Consider the following 16,765-nt stretch of genomic DNA (forward strand, 5'->3'; position numbering starts at 1 on the left):
TTTTATTATAGCCTATATTAGGATGTTGGTCTCAATTACAAACAGGTCTGTTGCATATATTGTTTATATTTGATAAAATGTTATTAATTCAAGATATTAATCTTGAAGATCAACAAAATATTGATTCATCTTCGGGGCAGGGTGCAATTCCCGACCGGCGGTATTAGAAATTTATTTCTTCAGCCCGCGAACCTTAACAGGTTGATTTGGTTAAATTCCAAAGCCGACAGTATAGTCTGGATGGGAGAAGGTGAAGGTGCAGTCGTTTCTCGTATGCTTATACGGATACGCTTATTTAAGTGTACCTTGTTTCTCCCTTGAACTTTATTGGTTCAAGGGATTCTTTAAGTGTGCAAACGAGCTGAACCTTTCTTCTTGTGGAGTGAATCGCAAAAGGAGAGAGGATTTTATGATAAAAGGCAAAACGCGAATGCTTATTGCAGTCGCAATGCTTAGTAGTATTTCTTTTGTTTTAATGCTACTTGCTTTTCCATTACCGGTTTTACCGGCATATTTGAAGGTCGACTTTAGTGATATACCAGCTTTAATCGCTGCAATCACGATGGGACCAATAGCAGGAATTCTAGTTGCATTTTTAAAGAATGTGTTAGATTGGTTATTTGCAGGAAGTCCAACTGGTGTACCTGTTGGTCATATGGCTAATTTTGTAACTAGTATCTTATTTTTAACACCAGTGTATTTTATTTATCGTAAAGTTACTACATCAAAAGGAATTATGGTAGGACTAGGAGCAGGTACAGTATCAATGGCGATTGGTATGAGTGTATTAAATTATTATGTGTTTTTACCAATGTACACTTATTTCTTAAATTTCCCAATGGAAACCGGTACTGCCTTGTTTAATACTATCATTTTCGGTATTTTACCCTTTAATTTGATTAAAGGCGTAATAGTAACTATTGTGATGATTGTATTATTTAAACGTATAAAACCTTTACTTGATAAGGTAACTAATTCATATATGAAACCTAATACAAATTAAAAAAAGTTGTTTCTCCATTAGGAGGAACAACTTTTTTTTAGAGGAAAGTAAATATAAATGGATAATACCGCTTTGATTTCCGCCACAATCAACTAAGTAAGCAGTGATTATTATAGGATCATCTAAAGACATCATTTATAGCATTGGAACTAATAAGTAGAAAATAACAATTAGTAATTCAGTTACATTCATTTAGGTTGTGAATTAATCAAATTATTTGGGGAAATTATCCTTTTCGCAAGTAATAGGTAATAAACCGCAAGTAATTATGGACTATGGGCAAGTAAGCTCTTTACGACCGCAAGTAAGCCACAGATGTAAGCAAGTAAACAATAGGGGAGAGCAAGTAACGATAAAATTGGATTCAATTATTTCATAAAAGATGAGGATGTATACGCACAAAGTCCATGTTCCTAGTACTTTATGATATGAAGTGCATCGCATACAAAACAGGGGCTCTGGATTTGTTATCAAGCATCTTTCAACTAGTAAGAAGACAGAAGACATACGACAAAAAATAGTTGGTTTCAATCGTATAGAGTAGCGTTAGAGCGAACGAAATTGCATCTTCGAGTGCTTAATCTAGGAATAGTTAGTAGTTTTTCTGTAGTTAACCAAAAACGCACTTAGGTATTTTTCTAAGAATTGCAGAATGGCGCGGACAGGTAAACGCCAATATCACTAAAAATTACCTTGGTAACGATATAGCAAAACGTCTGTCCAAGCCTTCGCAAACGATTGGGAAAAAAGGCACTGGTATCTTTTTTACCCAGTTTTTCTTACAGAATAAAAAAATGGTGATCATGACAAGAGTCACAACCACCATTCAATATACTATTCGAATTTCAGAGCGTCGCCTTCAAATGACTCATCTGCTACTTTAATAGAATCAGTAGGACAACCTTCAAATGCATCCTCCATGTCCTCCATTAGTTCTTCTGGAACTTCTGTTGTACCCATGTTATCATCTAAAATAACGAAGGCAATACCTTCATCATCATAATCATAAATATCTGGGGCAGCTGCTCCACATGCTCCGCATGCAATACATGTATCTTTATCTACAATTGTATATTTTGCCATTATTATATTCTCTCCTTTATAACTACTAAAACGAATATGCTATCTTATTCATTCTAAAGATGTTTTCCATACATTTCAACCAAAATACTTCAGAAAAGAGAGGTATTCCTATGCATTTTCATCAAATATTACTATTTATAATACATAAAATATCTGGGCAACGTTCTGAGAATGCCCCATATTATTTATTAAAAGGCAAAAAATCAGGACAAACCATTCAAGATGTGACATATTTTCAACTTCATGCTTTCTTCTCTATCCTTCCACAATTATCGAAGGAAGATTATGATGAAGCGATAAATGAGCTGTTTAAAAATGAGTTTATTCGGGTAAATGAATCACTCGTATATATAACTGAAAAAGGAATTGAAATACTACCGAGTGATAAAGAACCTCTATTTAATGGTTGGAAATATAGGGGCAAGGAACAACTTTTTTGGAAAAGAATAGACTTAGTTATCCAAACATTATCGCAGTTCCAAGCGAATGAAAAAAAATTCGTACCAAACCAAAAGGATATTTCTATACAGCATTTTGTTAAAGACTTTTTAATCCATAATAATTTTCGTGAATTTAACTTGAATAACGATATTAAGCAAGAAATTTTTTATTTACTTGAAAATCCTTCTTTTGATGACATACACAGAACGTTGCTTGTTTATCGGCTTAGTGGCTATAAGACAACTGGTTTGACATGGGAACAACTGGCTCGCCACTATCATATGACTGACTTGAACATTAAAATAATTTTTTTAGAATGTTTACATAGTATGTTAGACAATATTTCGGTAGAGACAAGTCCCCAGTTATTTAATTTAGCTAAAGATATTCGTATCGAAACGCCTCTAACTGAATCTGCTTTTAAAACTAATAGTCTATTTGAAAAGGGATATTCTATTGAAGAAATTGCAAAAATAAGAAAATTGAAGATTAATACAATAGAAGATCATGTTATTGAAATAGTCTCAAACAATAAAAACTTCTCTATTTCTGCTTTTATTTCTAAGGAGCAAATAGAAGAAATTCTTCATCTATCAAACGAGCTAGAAACAAAAAAACTCACATTAATAAAACAAAGATTACCGGAAATTAGTTTCTTTCAAGTGCGCTTAGCATTGACGAAGGGAGAAAAGAATTCATGAATAAATTAAATGAAATTCTTCAGAAAAAGTTCGGTCATGAAAACTTCCGAGATGGGCAACAGGAAATAATTGAACAAATTATAGCAGGAAAGGATGTTGTTGCTATACTTCCTACTGGTATGGGGAAATCCCTTCTTTATCAGCTACCAGCATACCTAATGGAAGGAACTGTGATTATCGTGTCACCTCTTTTATCTCTTATGCAGGATCAAGTAGAGCAACTAAAATTACTAGGAGAAAAAAGAGTTATTGCCATCAATTCATTTTTACCATTCCAAGAAAGAGAAATGGCTTTTCGTCACTTAGCTGATTTTAAATTTATATTTACTTCACCAGAGATGCTCCAAAATGAACAATTTAACCGTGCGCTTAGAGAGCTTTCCATCGCATATGTTGTAGCAGATGAGGCGCATTGTATTTCTCAGTGGGGGTTTGATTTTCGACCTGATTATTTGAGGATATCAGGTTGGATACATTCGCTAAAAGCTGTGAATGTTCTTGCATTAACAGCAACTGCGACAAGCGAAGTTGTCAAAGATATTAAAGGAACTTTACGGATGACAAAACCATTTGAATACATTCATTCACTTGATCGTCCTGCTATTGCATATGAAATAGTAGAGGTTGAAAACCACCAAGAAAAAATGAATTGGATATTAGGTAGAGTTATCTCTACTGAAGGTCCAGGAATAATTTATACACAATCACGTAAAAAGACGGAAGTTTATGCAACAATGCTAAGAGAACAAGGAATTTCTGTTGCCTATTACCACGCAAAAATGGAGCAAAGTGACAGGATATTAATCCAGCAACAGTTTCAGCAGGGACAATTAGATTGGATCTGTGCGACTAATGCTTTTGGAATGGGTATTCACAAAGATAATATCAGGCAAATTATTCATGATCATATTCCGACCTCTGTAGCAGGCTATATGCAGGAGGTTGGAAGAGCTGCAAGAGATGGCAATCAGGCAATCGCCTCACTCTTATATACTTCTTCAGATGTTGAGCAAACATTTTACGTAGCGATGCAAGATTTTCCAGAGGAACAAGACATACATTTTGCTTATCAAGAAGAATATTCTGAAGTTGAACAGGCAGAGACTACAAGCCGCATTCTAGCTTATTGGAAAGAGCAATTAAATGAACAGCAAACTATTCAATTATTTAAGCAAATTAAACAAAAAAAGTGGCAGGATATTCAAAGTTTTTACTTAATGATTCGAAATGATTCCTGTTTGAGGGAGCAGCTACTTCATTATTTTGATCAAGCATTAATAGAACGCCCCCATCATTGTTGCTCCAAATGTGAATTAAATGTCTCGAGCATTTTAAGGAAAAGAACTGATGAAAAGAATAGGCAAGATGAAATGAATTGGATAGATAGATTAAATATACTTCTTCCATCATAATACTTTTGTTAAGTTTACTTTTTCTACAATATTCGTCATAATAGAAGTAGAAATGAAGGCAGAAATGGAGTTTGAATAAAATGAACCAAGATGATTATCAAAAAAAAATCGACGAACATCGACAATCTATAGGACAAGATGACGATACCAATGAAATGAGAAGAAGTAGAAGTTCAAATCAAAAACCAAAGAAAAAATCTAGAAATTTATTAATCCCAGTTGTTTTTTGCATTTTCATATTAATCCCAATTAGTATATTTATTTACGTACAATTTTTCTATGTAGCTGATCCAGATAAAGCAGAAGTAGTAAAAAATGATACGATACATGTAGAAACGCAAGCTATTAATAATGGGACAGAAAAAGATGAAACTACCAAAGCAGAAGAAAAAGAAGAAGAAGTAGAAGTTCCAGTGGTAACTACTCCTGAAGAAACTCAGCAACCAGCTGAACAGACAGAGGAAGTTACTGAAGAGCCAAAGCAAGAAGAAGTAGTAGTAGATAAAACAGAAACTACAGAAGCAGCTAGTTCTAAAACGCATATAGTTAAGGAAAATGAAACACTATATCGTATAGCCGTTAATTATTATAAAGATCCAGCAGCGGTCGAAAAAATAAAATCTGCTAATGGCCTTTCGTCAAATGAAATTTCTGTTGGTCAAAAGTTAGTACTACCTTAAACATATATAAAGAAGGATATTTTTCATAAATGTTGAATATATAATATAGGGTATATCCTAGTTGGAAGAGGTGCTAATATGTTTGTAAAAAGTGTAATGATCCCAAAAGAAAAATGTATTACAGTTCAAGTAGATACTTCAGTATCGTCGGCTCTTCGTGTTTTAGAGGAAAAAGAAATGGATGCTTTACCGATTTTAGATAACGGACAATATGTAGGTATGTTTAACAAATACCTTTTGTATAAAGCGCATTTCTATAGCAATCTTGAAAAACAAACTTTCATGGAGCAAACGAAAGTAACAGATATTATGACAAATGAGGATATATTTGTTGGTTACGAAGAAGTTTTCGAAAATGCAATGATTAAGCTTCATGATTTTCCTGTCCTAGCTGTTGTGGAGGATGGAAAATTTCTTGGTTTAGTAACTCGTTATGATTCAGTAATACAATTTAAAAGTGCATTTGGTATGAATAGTAAGGGAACGCGTATAACTTTTACTTCTGTAGAATCTGAAGGACGAATTCAAAAAATGACGGATGTACTGCATAAATATCACGCTTCGGTCATTTCAATCGTAACATTTGATGAAACAGATAAACTATTCAGACGTATTGTATTAAAGATTGAAAACGATTCAAAAATTGATCGTATTCTAGCAGATTTAGAAAAAGCAGGGTTTCGTGTTTTACATATTGACAAAGAAGAGTAAAATTAGCTTATAGGAAACACGAGTGCAGGGCAGGGGAATTTCCCTGTCCTTTTCCATGTTATATGGGGGTATATATTTGATAGGATGGATAATTGGTATAGGATTGTTTATATTTTTTATTATTTTTTTGTATATGTTATTTTTAGCTTTTCAAACAAATATTCATACCCATTCATTGTATATTGATGAATGGAAGAAGGAAGATCATTTTCATATTTTTTTCATATCCGACATCCATCGCAGAAGAATAAGTGATGAGCTTATTCAAAAACTCAGCGGAAAAGTGGATATCGTTATAATCGGAGGAGATTTGACGGAGAGGGGAGTCCCTTTAAAACGGACGAATGATAATATCAGACAACTTGCCAAGTTAGGAAATACTTGTTACGTTTTCGGTAACAATGATCGGGAAGTTGGGGAACAAAATTTACGAGATATCCTTTATTCGCATGATGTCTGTATATTGGAGAACAACTCTATTAAATATGAAAAAAACAATTTTTCTGTTCGTGTAGTAGGGATTAATGATGGATTTGTGGGACCAGTTAAAATATATGAAGCGTTCAAAGACGTTATTGAATCTGATATTATCGTTTTTACAACTCATGCTCCAGCATACTTTAATAATGCCAAAAAGGTATGTAAGCCGCATCTTCTCTTAGCGGGTCATCTCCATGGTGGCCAAATACGCTTTGGCCCTTTTGGGATTTATGAGAACGGTAGCTATCGTGAAAAAGAAAATAGTGCAGAGCTCATAAGTAATGGATTTGGAACAACTGCGGTGCCATTGAGACTGGGAGCAAAATCTGAATGCCATATAGTTACTATAAGTGGAAGAAATTAAGTGAACAAAGAAAGGAAGTTTTTTTGTGTTTCAACAGGTAGATGTATTAATAGTTGGAGGAGGACCTTGCGGGTTAGCAACAGCTATTTCTACACAAAATATCGGACTAAAAACCATCATAATTGAAAAAGGAAATATAGTGGAGGCTATTTATAATTATCCCACACATCAGACTTTCTTCAGTACAAGTGAGAAATTATCAATAGGTGAAGTTCCATTTATAGTAGAGGAGAGAAAGCCCAAGAGAAATCAGGCTTTAGTCTACTATCGAGAAGTAGCAAAACTTAAAAACCTTGATGTCCGTAAATATGAACAGGTGCTAAAAGTAGAGAAACAAGAAAATAATTTTAAGGTATATACTTCTAAAGGAACTTATGTGGCAACATATGTAGTAATAGCAACTGGTTATTATGATCATCCGAACTATATGAATATTCCTGGTGAAGATTTAGGAAAGGTACAACATTACTTTAAAGAGGGACATCCGTATTTTGGTTTAGATGTACTGGTTATCGGAGGAAAAAATTCAGCCATTGATGCAGCCTTAGAACTAAACAAAGCTGGAGCTAATGTAACGGTAGCTTATAGAGGAAATGAATATTCACCAAGTATAAAACCATGGGTACTTCCAGAGTTTGATGGTCTCGTAAGAAATAACGAGGTACAAATGCATTTTAATACAGAAGTAATAGAAATAGGAGTATCTAATGTAACATTAAAAAATAGTCAAACTGGGGAATTCCAATTGTCAAATGACTATGTATTTGCAATGACGGGCTATCACCCTGATCATACATTTTTAAAACAAATGGGTATTCAAATTGATGAAGCTACAGGAAGGCCAACTCATGATGCGTATACAATGGAAACGAATGTAGAAGGGATTTTCATAGCTGGTGTAATTGCAGCTGGTAATAATGCAAATGAAATCTTTATAGAAAATGGACGATTCCATGGAGAGCAAATAGCAAAAGAAATTAAGAGAAAACAAGACAATATGTGAGTCATTTTCATGACTACATGAGTCAAATATTTTAATGCTTGTTTCTGTGATAACATTTTACAAATTTCTTCACTTTATTATCTTGATTGAAAAAAGAGTAGTTGTCGTATAGTCAGTACGACAACTACTCTTAAATGTTTTACACTGCTTTTTCGTATCTCAAAAAATATACTCAATTGCTTTCTGTGGATCAGGATGGTTTAATGCTATCAGCAATGCTAATCTAGCTTTTTGTCCATTTAAGCCTTGTGCAAAAATTACACCAGCATCTTTAAGGCCTTTACCTCCTCCTCTATAACCATACACATCTTGTGCAATTCCATTAAAACATCTAGAAACCAATATAATTGGAATATTTTTGTTTAATGTCTCTTCAATGACAGAAACAAGGCTTGGAGGTACATTGCCTTGACCTAACCCCTCTAATACTATTCCATCGTATCCTAAATCTATCGATGCTTTTAGCAAGTCTGGCTCCATTCCCGCATATACTTTAAACAATGCAACTTTTTTCTCAATATGTTCAATCGGAAAAACGATACGGTGATTGGGTGAATGATGAAAATGTACGATGGATTTAGAAATAAACCCAATAGGTCCATATTGTGGACTCTGAAACGTACTCACATTGCTGGTATGTGTCTTAGTTACATTTTCTGCAGTGTGTATTTCATCGTTTAATACAACTAGTACACCTTTCATTTTTGCATCATCGGAAGAAGCCACTTGGATAGCAGACATTAAATTATATAACCCATCTGCACCAATCTCATTGGAAGAACGCATAGCACCAGTAAGGACAATTGGTATTTCCGTATCAACAGTGAGGTCCAAAAAGTATGCAGTCTCTTCTAATGTATCTGTTCCATGCGTAATGACAACACCATCTATATCGTCAGTTATAATATATTGATCTATTAGCTGTTTCAGCTCTAACATTTCGTCGGGTGTAATATGAGGTGAAGGGAGATTAAATGCCTCTATTTCTACTATATTGGCTAATGATTTAAGTTTTCCTGCCTCGATTAAAAGTGGGTTTTGATCTGCTGGAACAACAGCTCCTGTGTCTGCGTGCACCTGCATAGATATTGTGCCACCTGTATGGATTAATAAAATAGTTTTCAATGTAAGTACCTCCCATAATCTGTGTATTTAAGGTATAATAGTAATAATGAAATGGAAGGAGTAAGTTTATGTTCATACTACTTTCCGTTGCAATAGCCCCAGCGTTGGCATTATTAAGTTTTTTTTACTTACGTAAAGAAATATCTGCAGAACCCTCCAGATTATTGTTACATACATTTATATATGGCGCTATATTAACATTTCCAATAATGTTTATTCAACATGTTTTTCAAGAGGAACAGATTTTTTCTTCTTTATTTTTACATCAAGCTATTGTAACGAGTGCACTAGAAGAGTTCTTTAAATGGTTGGTTCTTATAGTAGCTATCTATGGGCATGTAGAGTTTGATGACCCCTACGATGGCATTTTATATGGTGCTAGCGTAGCACTAGGTTTTGCGACTGTTGAAAATATATTATATTTATTGAATTTTGGTATGGATGAAGCAATTTTACGTGCAATTCTTCCAGTTTCCAGTCATGCCCTATTTGGCGTTTTAATGGGGTATTATATCGGTAGAGCAAAATTCACGACCTTAACGAAATCTCGTTATGAAATATTTTACGCATTGATAGGACCACTAGCCTTGCACACTATTTATAATAGTATTCTGGGCATTACAGGCTTGGAGTTATTATTAATGGTACCATTTATGTTGTTTTTGTGGCTATTTAGTTTATCGAAAGTAAAGAAAGCCCATATCTTATCCCGTAGAAAAAGATATAAGAATCATGAATATTATGTAGAAGAAAAAGTCTAGCTATATGCTAGACTTTTTTTGTATATTTTGACACTTCATGCTCCATGCTAAATAAAAAGGAGAGATGTCGTTTGAAAAAAATAAAATACATCCTGATTAGTTTGCTATTTTGTACGTTTAGTTATTCATTAATCAATGAGCAACCAACTACCCAGGCTTTCTCTGCTCAAATATTAGAACGGGGTGCTTACGGAGACGACGTTATCGAACTTCAAGCAAGGTTACAGTATATTGGATTTTATAAGAGTGAGATAGATGGTAAATTTGGTTATAGTACTTACTGGGCACTGAGGAATTTCCAGGAAAAATATGGACTTCCAATCGACGGCCTACTGGGAGAAGACACTAAGAAAAAATTAGTAGGTGTTTCAGATTACAATAAAGAATTTGTCCACGAGCAGATAAACAAAGGGAATAGCTTTACACATTATGGTGGGGTGGATTTAGATAAGCAAGTAAAAAACAAAAAAGCAGAAAGTACAAATATGCAGCTGCCTCCACAATATTCGGAAAAAGATTTGAAACTGATTGCTAATGCTGTATATGGAGAAGCGCGTGGAGAACCTTATGAAGGACAAGTTGCAGTAGCAGCAGTAATTTTAAACCGAATCGAACATCCAGATTTTCCGAATACGGTTTCAGAAGTAATTTTTCAGCCTTTAGCATTTACAGCAGTAGCGGATGGGCAAATTTGGCTTGAACCAAATGAACGTGCAAAGGAAGCTGTGTTAGATGCCCTAAATGGATGGGATCCAACTGAAAATGCTATTTATTATTTCAATCCAGACACTGCAACAAGTGAATGGATATGGAGCAGACCACAAATTAAAACAATAGGACAGCATATTTTCTGTGCATAAGGAGATAAAATGAAAAAAATTATATGGGTAATCGTGTCTTCGGTCGCAGTAGTCTTTCTTATGTATCATTTCTCAGTTCAGTCTCAAAATAACAGGTTAGAAAATGCATTAGCAGTACAATACTCCAATCAATTGACCTCAGCATCAGAAAAATTGACTAAGCTAACTGAATCCGTCGATCAGACAATGCTATTTAAGGATAAAGAAGCACTAGAACAGCCCTTAGATGATGTATGGCGGATTTCCTCTGATATAAGAACTTCTATAAGTTCATTGCCTATTAGTAGCGAAACTTCTACAGTATGGATGAATTATTTAAACAGATTAGGTAATGGTGCTGCACAGGTGAAAAATGGAGAAGTGCCAATTGAGGAATGGCAAAAGAATATGGTCAGTACTAGAGAAAACTTGCAAGCCCTTTCAGATCAGTGGGCATTTACGAACAAAGACGGTGGAAATAAAGATTATATTGTAACAGCCTTTGTTCAAAACAAATTAGATAAAAATGGTGAGAAAAATTGGAAGTCACTAGGGAACTCTGTAAAGGCATATACAGAAAGCGACTTCCCTATGACTGCTAGTGAAACGGATCAGCAAAAGAAAAAGGATTTACAGCATATTAAGGACTCCGAAATTACGGAAGATGAGGCTAAGGAACAGTTCGTCAAATTATTTCCAGAATTTAAGGATGCAAAAATTCATATAACAGAAAGTTCCCAGGATGCCCCTTATCCTTTTTATCATATCGAATTCCATGAAGGTATTCGGATAGGATATGCAGATTTGACCAAAAAAGGTGGACACATTCTGTCATTTTTGCTGGAAAGACCTTTTGAAAAGACGACTATAACAGTACAGCAGATGAAAGATAAGTCAGCTGAATATATGAAAACATTAGGGTTTACGGACACAGAGTTGGTAGAATATCGTGAAAACTCAGTGGCTTGGCATTTATCATTTGCAAGAAAAGACGAAAATAATGATGCTTTAATTTATGCAGATGGTATTCAATTGAAAATTGCTAAGGACAATGGAGAATTGCTCGGTTTAAATGCCATGGAATATATTCAGAAAGAAAAAATTGGTAAGCAAGAAATTGTACCGCTAGATAATGTGGGTCTCTTTTCAAGTAACTTTTACATTGAGGAAGAGAGATTAGCATATGTAGAAAACAAACAACTAGAGCAACGTTTGGCCTACCAGGTATTAGCTAAAAATGATTCTATTGGCACGTACAAAATTTATATAGATACCGAAAACCATGAAATTTTACATGCAGATAAGCTTCCATAGAACTTTTTTCTATAGAAATATACTCATTTCAGTGTCATAATAGAAAGTATATTATGACACTAAAGAGGGTTGCTTATGAAAATCAAAGTTGGTACACAATTAACGTTAGAGCCAACCTTTACTGATAAAACAGAAAAGTATCGATGTAAAGTGGTTGATCTAGACGAACAATTTATTTATATCGATTACCCGACGGATACAATATCCAATAGGACAGTTTTTTTAATGGACGGCATGCAGCTAAGAGCAACTTTTGTAGAAGATTCAAAGGCAGTTTATGCATTTCAAACAGAGGTATTAGGAAAAAAATCAAAACAAATACCAATGGTTAGACTTGCGCTTCCAGCAGATTCCGAATTTTTGCGAATTCAGCGTAGAGATTTTGTTCGTGTAAGTACTTCTATCGATATTTCTGTACAATTTGAAGAGGAAAGATACCAATTCGTTACAGATGATATCAGCGCCGGTGGATCCGCTGTTATCTTGAACAAACCAGTCAACTTTAAAGCTGGAGACGAAGTAACATTACTAATTCCTCTATTGTTTAACAATGGAGACCTTAAATATGTCACAACTCTAGCCCAAGTAATTAGGATTTGGGAAAAAGAATCACTTACTATTGCTTCTTTAAACTTTACAGATACGGATGACCTAGATAAACAACAAATAGTAAGATTTTGTTTTGAGCGTCAACTATCGATTCGAAAGAAAACGATAAATTAAATGAAAAGAAGTGAGGCTGTTCAAAAGTATAACTTTTGGGTAGCCTCTTAAAATTTTTGATAGAAATTTCAGTCAAGTTTAAAAAAGGCTTTTTGAGAAATCTAACACAAATTATCATTTGGACACTTGCTTTTTTCTCATTAATACAGTTCTATGATAAAATGTAAAGGAATAGAGTGGAGGCAAATAGATTGAAGAAACAAATACAAATAGCCATTGATGGCCCTGCAGCAGCAGGTAAAAGTACGATTGCAAAAAAGACTGCAGAATTACTAGGGTATACATATGTAGACACAGGTGCAATGTACCGTGCAATCACGTATAAAGCACTACAAGAAAACATAGATTTGCAAGACGAAGATAAATTAACATACTTATTAAAGGATACTTTTATTGAGTTAAAACCTTCTCCAACCGGTCAATTGGTGTTTCTTGATAATAAGGCTGTCACTGAGGAAATTCGTTCGAAAGAAGTTACAGCATCTGTATCAGCGGTTGCTGCACATGCAACATTACGAGAAGAAATGGTTAAAAGACAGATGGAAATGGGTAAAAATGGGAGCATTGTAATGGATGGTAGAGATATTGGTACCCATGTATTAAAGGATGCTGAGCTAAAGATTTTTATGAGTGCTAGTGTAGAAGAAAGAGCAAATAGAAGATATCTAGAAAACCAAAATAGAGGAATTGAAACCAACTTAGAAGAACTTAAACAAGAGATTGCGCTTAGAGATAAGTTAGATAGTGAACGACAAGCATCACCTTTAATACAGGCAGATGATGCAATTTATATAGACACGACGTACTTAACGGTTGAAGAAGTATCTGAAAAAATTATGCAACTTGCAAAAGAAAGGATGTCCTAATTTGAATATATATTCCTTTGCAAAGACGGTTGTTTTTTCGGCATTAAAACCAATATATAGATTTGAAGTTATTGGAACCGAAAATTTCCCAAAAGATGGTGGTATTTTATTATGCTCCAATCATATTAATGCATTAGATCCACCAGTAGTAGGGATACTTGCTCCTAGGCCAGTCCATTTTATGGCGAAAGCAGAATTATTTAATGTCCCACTATTAAAAGGGATTTTACCTGGTGTAAATGCTTTCCCAGTTAAGAGAGGGCTAAGTGACCGCGATGCCCTCAGAACAGCTATAAAGCTTTTAAAAGAAGGGGAAGTAGTAGGATTATTCCCTGAAGGGACAAGAAGTAAAGATGGCAAGTTAGGGAAGGGATTTAGTGGAGCGGGGTTCTTCGCATTACGCGGAGAAGCAAATGTTGTTCCTTGCGCTATAATTGGTCCTTATAAACCTTTTAAAAAGTTAAAAGTTGTATACGGCGAACCAATTGATATTAAACCTTATCGTGAAAGAAAGGCTTCTGCAGATGAAGTTACAGAAGTAATAATGGAGAATATTGCTCAATTATTAAAAGAGCACCAATCAAAATAATTAGAAAATTTTAATTTGAAAAGTGCTTCCTTTTGTAATTCTGTGCCAATTCGCATAATATAGAATAGAGACGCTGTGAAGGAGGAATATCATATGTCAGAAGAAATGAACTTAAACGACACGAATGAGTTTAAAGAGGGTGAACTAGTAAAAGCAACTGTTGCACAAGTAGATGAAAAATCTATAATCGTAACAATTGAAGGAGCACCTTATGATGGAATAGTTCCTATAAGTGAACTATCTAGCTTGCATATTGAAAAAGCATCCGACTCCGTTTCCATCGGTGACGAATTGGAATTAATGATTACTAAAGTGGAAGAAACTAATTTTGTTCTCTCTAAAAGAAGAGTGGATGCGGAAAAAGCTTGGGATAAGTTAGAGCAGCAATTCCAATCTGGAGAAATTATTGAAACAGAGGTTAAAGAAGTAGTAAAAGGCGGACTAGTAGTAGATTTAGGTGTCCGTGGTTTCATCCCTGCTTCATTAATAGAGGATCATTTTGTAGAGTCCTTTGAAGACTATAAAGGGAAAGTAATAACTTTTAAAATAGTGGAAATTGAAAAGGATAAAAATAGACTGATTCTTTCTCATAAAGCAGTTGTAGAAGATGAAAAATCTGTTAGCAAGCAACAAACATTTGAATCCATCAAAAGTGGTGACATTTTAACAGGTACAGTACAACGTCTAGCATCGTTCGGTGCATTTGTGGATATTGGTGGAGTGGATGGACTTGTTCATATTTCACAAATTTCGTACGAGCATTTAGAAAATATTGCAGACGTTTTAAAAGAAGGGCAAGAAGTTAAAGTAAAAGTTTTATCTATCGATCGTGATGCAGAAAGAATTTCTCTATCTATCAAAGATACATTGCCTGGACCATGGGCTGAAGTGGAAGAAAAAGCTTCAAAAGGAGCAGTACTTACGGGGAAAGTAAAACGTCTAGTTTCATATGGTGCGTTTGTAGAAGTATTCCCTGGAGTTGAAGGGCTTGTGCATATTTCTCAAATTGCACATAAGCATATTAGTAATCCACAAGAGGTCTTAAAAGAGGGTGAAGAAGTACAAGTTAAGGTGATTGAAGTTAACCTGGCTGATAAACGTCTTTCTTTAAGCATTAAAGAATTAGTCGAAAATGAAGATAAATACAATATAGAAGATTATCAAATGCCTGAAGAATCACGAGGATTCTCTATAAGTGATGTATTAGGAGACAAGCTGAAAGGCTTCACAAACAATAACTAAAAAATACCATATATTGAACAGGCGACTTCAATAAAGTCGCCTGTTTTTGTGTTTTTGTTGTATAATACAACTTAGACGAAGTTGGAAGGATGAAAAAGTAATGACAAAACCAGTAGTAGCAATCGTTGGTAGGCCAAATGTTGGCAAATCGACTATATTTAATCGAATCGTAGGAGAGCGTGTTTCAATTGTGGAGGACATTCCAGGTATTACACGTGATCGTATATATAGTTCTGCCGATTGGTTGACACATGAATTTAATATTATTGATACAGGTGGTATTGAATTAAGCGACGAACCATTTTTAGAACAAATTAAGCAGCAAGCAGAAATAGCGATGGACGAAGCTGATGTTATCATATTCTTGACTAATGGTCGGGAAGGAATAACTTCAGCAGATGAATATGTTGCTAAAATTTTGTATAAAACTAAAAAACCAATTGTATTAGCTGTTAACAAAATCGATAATCCGGATATGCGTGATATGCTTTATGATTTTTACGCTTTAGGATTAGGTGAACCTTTCCCAATCTCAGGCTCCCATGGACTTGGATTAGGTGATTTGCTAGATGAAGTAGCGAAGAATTTCCCAGATGTAGAAGATATAGAATATGGCGAAGAAGTTATTAAATTTTCTCTAATTGGACGTCCAAATGTAGGGAAGTCTTCTTTGATAAACGCATTTTTAGGACATGATCGTGTAATCGTAAGTGATATCGCTGGTACAACAAGAGATGCGATTGATACGGAATACTCTTTTGATGGCCAAGAATACGTAATGATTGATACAGCAGGTATGCGTAAAAAAGGGAAAGTATATGAAACGACGGAGAAATACAGTGTTTTACGTGCTTTAAAGGCGATTGAACGTTCTGACGTTGTTTTAGTTGTTTTGAATGCAGAAGAAGGTATTCAAGAACAAGATAAAAAAATTGCTGGTTACGCACATGAGGCTGGAAAAGCAGTTATTATTGTCATGAACAAATGGGATGCTATTGAAAAAGATGACAAAACAATGAATGTGATGACGAAAAAAATTAGAGATCACTTCCAATTCTTGGACTATGCACCGATTGTTTTCGTCTCTGCTAAAACGAAACAACGTGTTCATGCACTGTTACCGGTCATTAATCAGGTAAGTGAAAATCATGCAATGCGTGTTCAGTCATCTGTATTGAATGAGGTAATTGAAGATTCTGTAGCGAGAAATCCAGCTCCAACTGATAAAGGGAAGAGACTGCGTATTTACTATGCAACTCAAGTGGCTATTAAACCGCCAACTTTTGTTGTATTTGTTAATGAGCCAGAGATGATGCATTTTTCTTATGAAAGATTTTTAGAAAATCGTATAAGAGAGTCCTTTGACTTTGAGGGTACTCCAATCCGGATTATCACACGCGCAAGAACTTAATCCTATTAGTTTTAAAG

At 34.6% G+C, this 16,765-nt stretch carries 17 protein-coding genes and 1 riboswitch; of the genes, 15 read left to right on the plus strand and 2 right to left on the minus strand.

Annotated features, from left to right (window positions below; all coding sequences use genetic code 11):
- Positions 1–123: 123 nt before the first annotated feature.
- Positions 124–256: riboswitch (FMN riboswitch) on the plus strand.
- A 153-nt stretch (positions 257–409) separates the two neighbouring features.
- On the plus strand, positions 410–1,003 hold the full coding sequence (locus MKY29_RS08065; protein WP_340879464.1) for an ECF transporter S component: 594 nt from the start codon (positions 410–412) through the stop codon (positions 1,001–1,003).
- 834 nt (positions 1,004–1,837) lie between these two features.
- Here the strand turns inward: MKY29_RS08065 and MKY29_RS08070 are convergent.
- Positions 1,838–2,086, minus strand: coding sequence for a ferredoxin (locus tag MKY29_RS08070; protein WP_090561824.1), 249 nt, complete (start codon positions 2,084–2,086; stop codon positions 1,838–1,840).
- Positions 2,087–2,196: 110 nt separating this feature from the next.
- On the opposite strand from MKY29_RS08070, the gene MKY29_RS08075 reads away from it, so the two are divergent.
- From MKY29_RS08075 to MKY29_RS08100, 6 genes are all read left to right on the plus strand, one after another.
- On the plus strand, positions 2,197–3,228 hold the full coding sequence (locus MKY29_RS08075) for a helix-turn-helix domain-containing protein (protein ID WP_340879465.1): 1,032 nt from the start codon (positions 2,197–2,199) through the stop codon (positions 3,226–3,228).
- The gene (locus MKY29_RS08080; protein ID WP_340879466.1) at positions 3,225–4,640 is read left to right on the plus strand and encodes a RecQ family ATP-dependent DNA helicase; all 1,416 of its coding nucleotides are present in this window, start codon (positions 3,225–3,227) and stop codon (positions 4,638–4,640) included. The genes MKY29_RS08075 and MKY29_RS08080 overlap by 4 nt, the downstream gene beginning before the upstream one ends.
- Before the next feature lie 80 nt (positions 4,641–4,720).
- Positions 4,721–5,320, plus strand: a complete 600-nt coding sequence (locus MKY29_RS08085) for a LysM peptidoglycan-binding domain-containing protein (protein ID WP_340879467.1) — start codon at positions 4,721–4,723, stop codon at positions 5,318–5,320.
- A 78-nt stretch (positions 5,321–5,398) separates the two neighbouring features.
- Complete coding sequence (locus tag MKY29_RS08090; RefSeq protein ID WP_241598799.1) at positions 5,399–6,031, plus strand: CBS domain-containing protein; 633 nt, start codon at positions 5,399–5,401, stop codon at positions 6,029–6,031.
- A 76-nt stretch (positions 6,032–6,107) separates the two neighbouring features.
- Positions 6,108–6,875: a metallophosphoesterase gene (locus MKY29_RS08095; protein ID WP_340879468.1), complete on the plus strand. Its 768-nt coding sequence runs from the start codon at positions 6,108–6,110 to the stop codon at positions 6,873–6,875.
- A gap of 25 nt (positions 6,876–6,900) precedes the next feature.
- Positions 6,901–7,878: a YpdA family putative bacillithiol disulfide reductase gene (locus tag MKY29_RS08100; protein WP_340879469.1), complete on the plus strand. Its 978-nt coding sequence runs from the start codon at positions 6,901–6,903 to the stop codon at positions 7,876–7,878.
- Positions 7,879–8,037: 159 nt separating this feature from the next.
- Here MKY29_RS08100 and MKY29_RS08105 read toward each other — a convergent pair whose 3' ends face one another.
- The gene (locus MKY29_RS08105; RefSeq protein WP_340879470.1) at positions 8,038–9,003 is read right to left on the minus strand and encodes an asparaginase; all 966 of its coding nucleotides are present in this window, start codon (positions 9,001–9,003) and stop codon (positions 8,038–8,040) included.
- Between the two features lie 68 nt (positions 9,004–9,071).
- Here MKY29_RS08105 and prsW point away from each other — a divergent pair, with 68 nt between their 5' ends.
- The 8 genes from prsW to der all read left to right on the plus strand — a co-directional run bounded on the left by prsW (position 9,072) and on the right by der (position 16,748).
- Positions 9,072–9,764 carry a glutamic-type intramembrane protease PrsW gene (prsW, locus tag MKY29_RS08110; protein ID WP_093494643.1) on the plus strand — a complete coding sequence of 231 codons (693 nt, stop codon included), beginning with the start codon at positions 9,072–9,074 and terminating at the stop codon, positions 9,762–9,764.
- A 44-nt stretch (positions 9,765–9,808) separates the two neighbouring features.
- Positions 9,809–10,624: a spore cortex-lytic enzyme gene (gene sleB, locus MKY29_RS08115; protein ID WP_090561808.1), complete on the plus strand. Its 816-nt coding sequence runs from the start codon at positions 9,809–9,811 to the stop codon at positions 10,622–10,624.
- Positions 10,625–10,633: 9 nt separating this feature from the next.
- On the plus strand, positions 10,634–11,917 hold the full coding sequence (locus MKY29_RS08120) for a PepSY1/2 domain-containing protein (RefSeq protein ID WP_340879473.1): 1,284 nt from the start codon (positions 10,634–10,636) through the stop codon (positions 11,915–11,917).
- A 75-nt stretch (positions 11,918–11,992) separates the two neighbouring features.
- On the plus strand, positions 11,993–12,640 hold the full coding sequence (locus MKY29_RS08125) for a flagellar brake protein (protein WP_340879475.1): 648 nt from the start codon (positions 11,993–11,995) through the stop codon (positions 12,638–12,640).
- 191 nt (positions 12,641–12,831) lie between these two features.
- Positions 12,832–13,506, plus strand: a complete 675-nt coding sequence (gene cmk, locus MKY29_RS08130; RefSeq protein ID WP_093494646.1) for a (d)CMP kinase — start codon at positions 12,832–12,834, stop codon at positions 13,504–13,506.
- Between the two features lies 1 nt (position 13,507).
- On the plus strand, positions 13,508–14,095 hold the full coding sequence (locus tag MKY29_RS08135) for a lysophospholipid acyltransferase family protein (protein WP_090561800.1): 588 nt from the start codon (positions 13,508–13,510) through the stop codon (positions 14,093–14,095).
- 93 nt (positions 14,096–14,188) lie between these two features.
- A complete protein-coding gene (gene rpsA / locus MKY29_RS08140) occupies positions 14,189–15,337 on the plus strand; it encodes a 30S ribosomal protein S1 (protein WP_093494648.1) in 1,149 nt (382 codons plus the stop codon).
- A gap of 100 nt (positions 15,338–15,437) precedes the next feature.
- Positions 15,438–16,748, plus strand: coding sequence for a ribosome biogenesis GTPase Der (gene der, locus MKY29_RS08145; RefSeq protein ID WP_090561795.1), 1,311 nt, complete (start codon positions 15,438–15,440; stop codon positions 16,746–16,748).
- The last annotated feature ends 17 nt before the right edge of the window (positions 16,749–16,765 follow it).

It is taken from the genome of Psychrobacillus sp. FSL K6-2365 (genome assembly GCF_038003165.1).
In the GTDB taxonomy this organism is placed as follows: Bacteria; Bacillota; Bacilli; order Bacillales_A; family Planococcaceae; genus Psychrobacillus; species Psychrobacillus psychrodurans.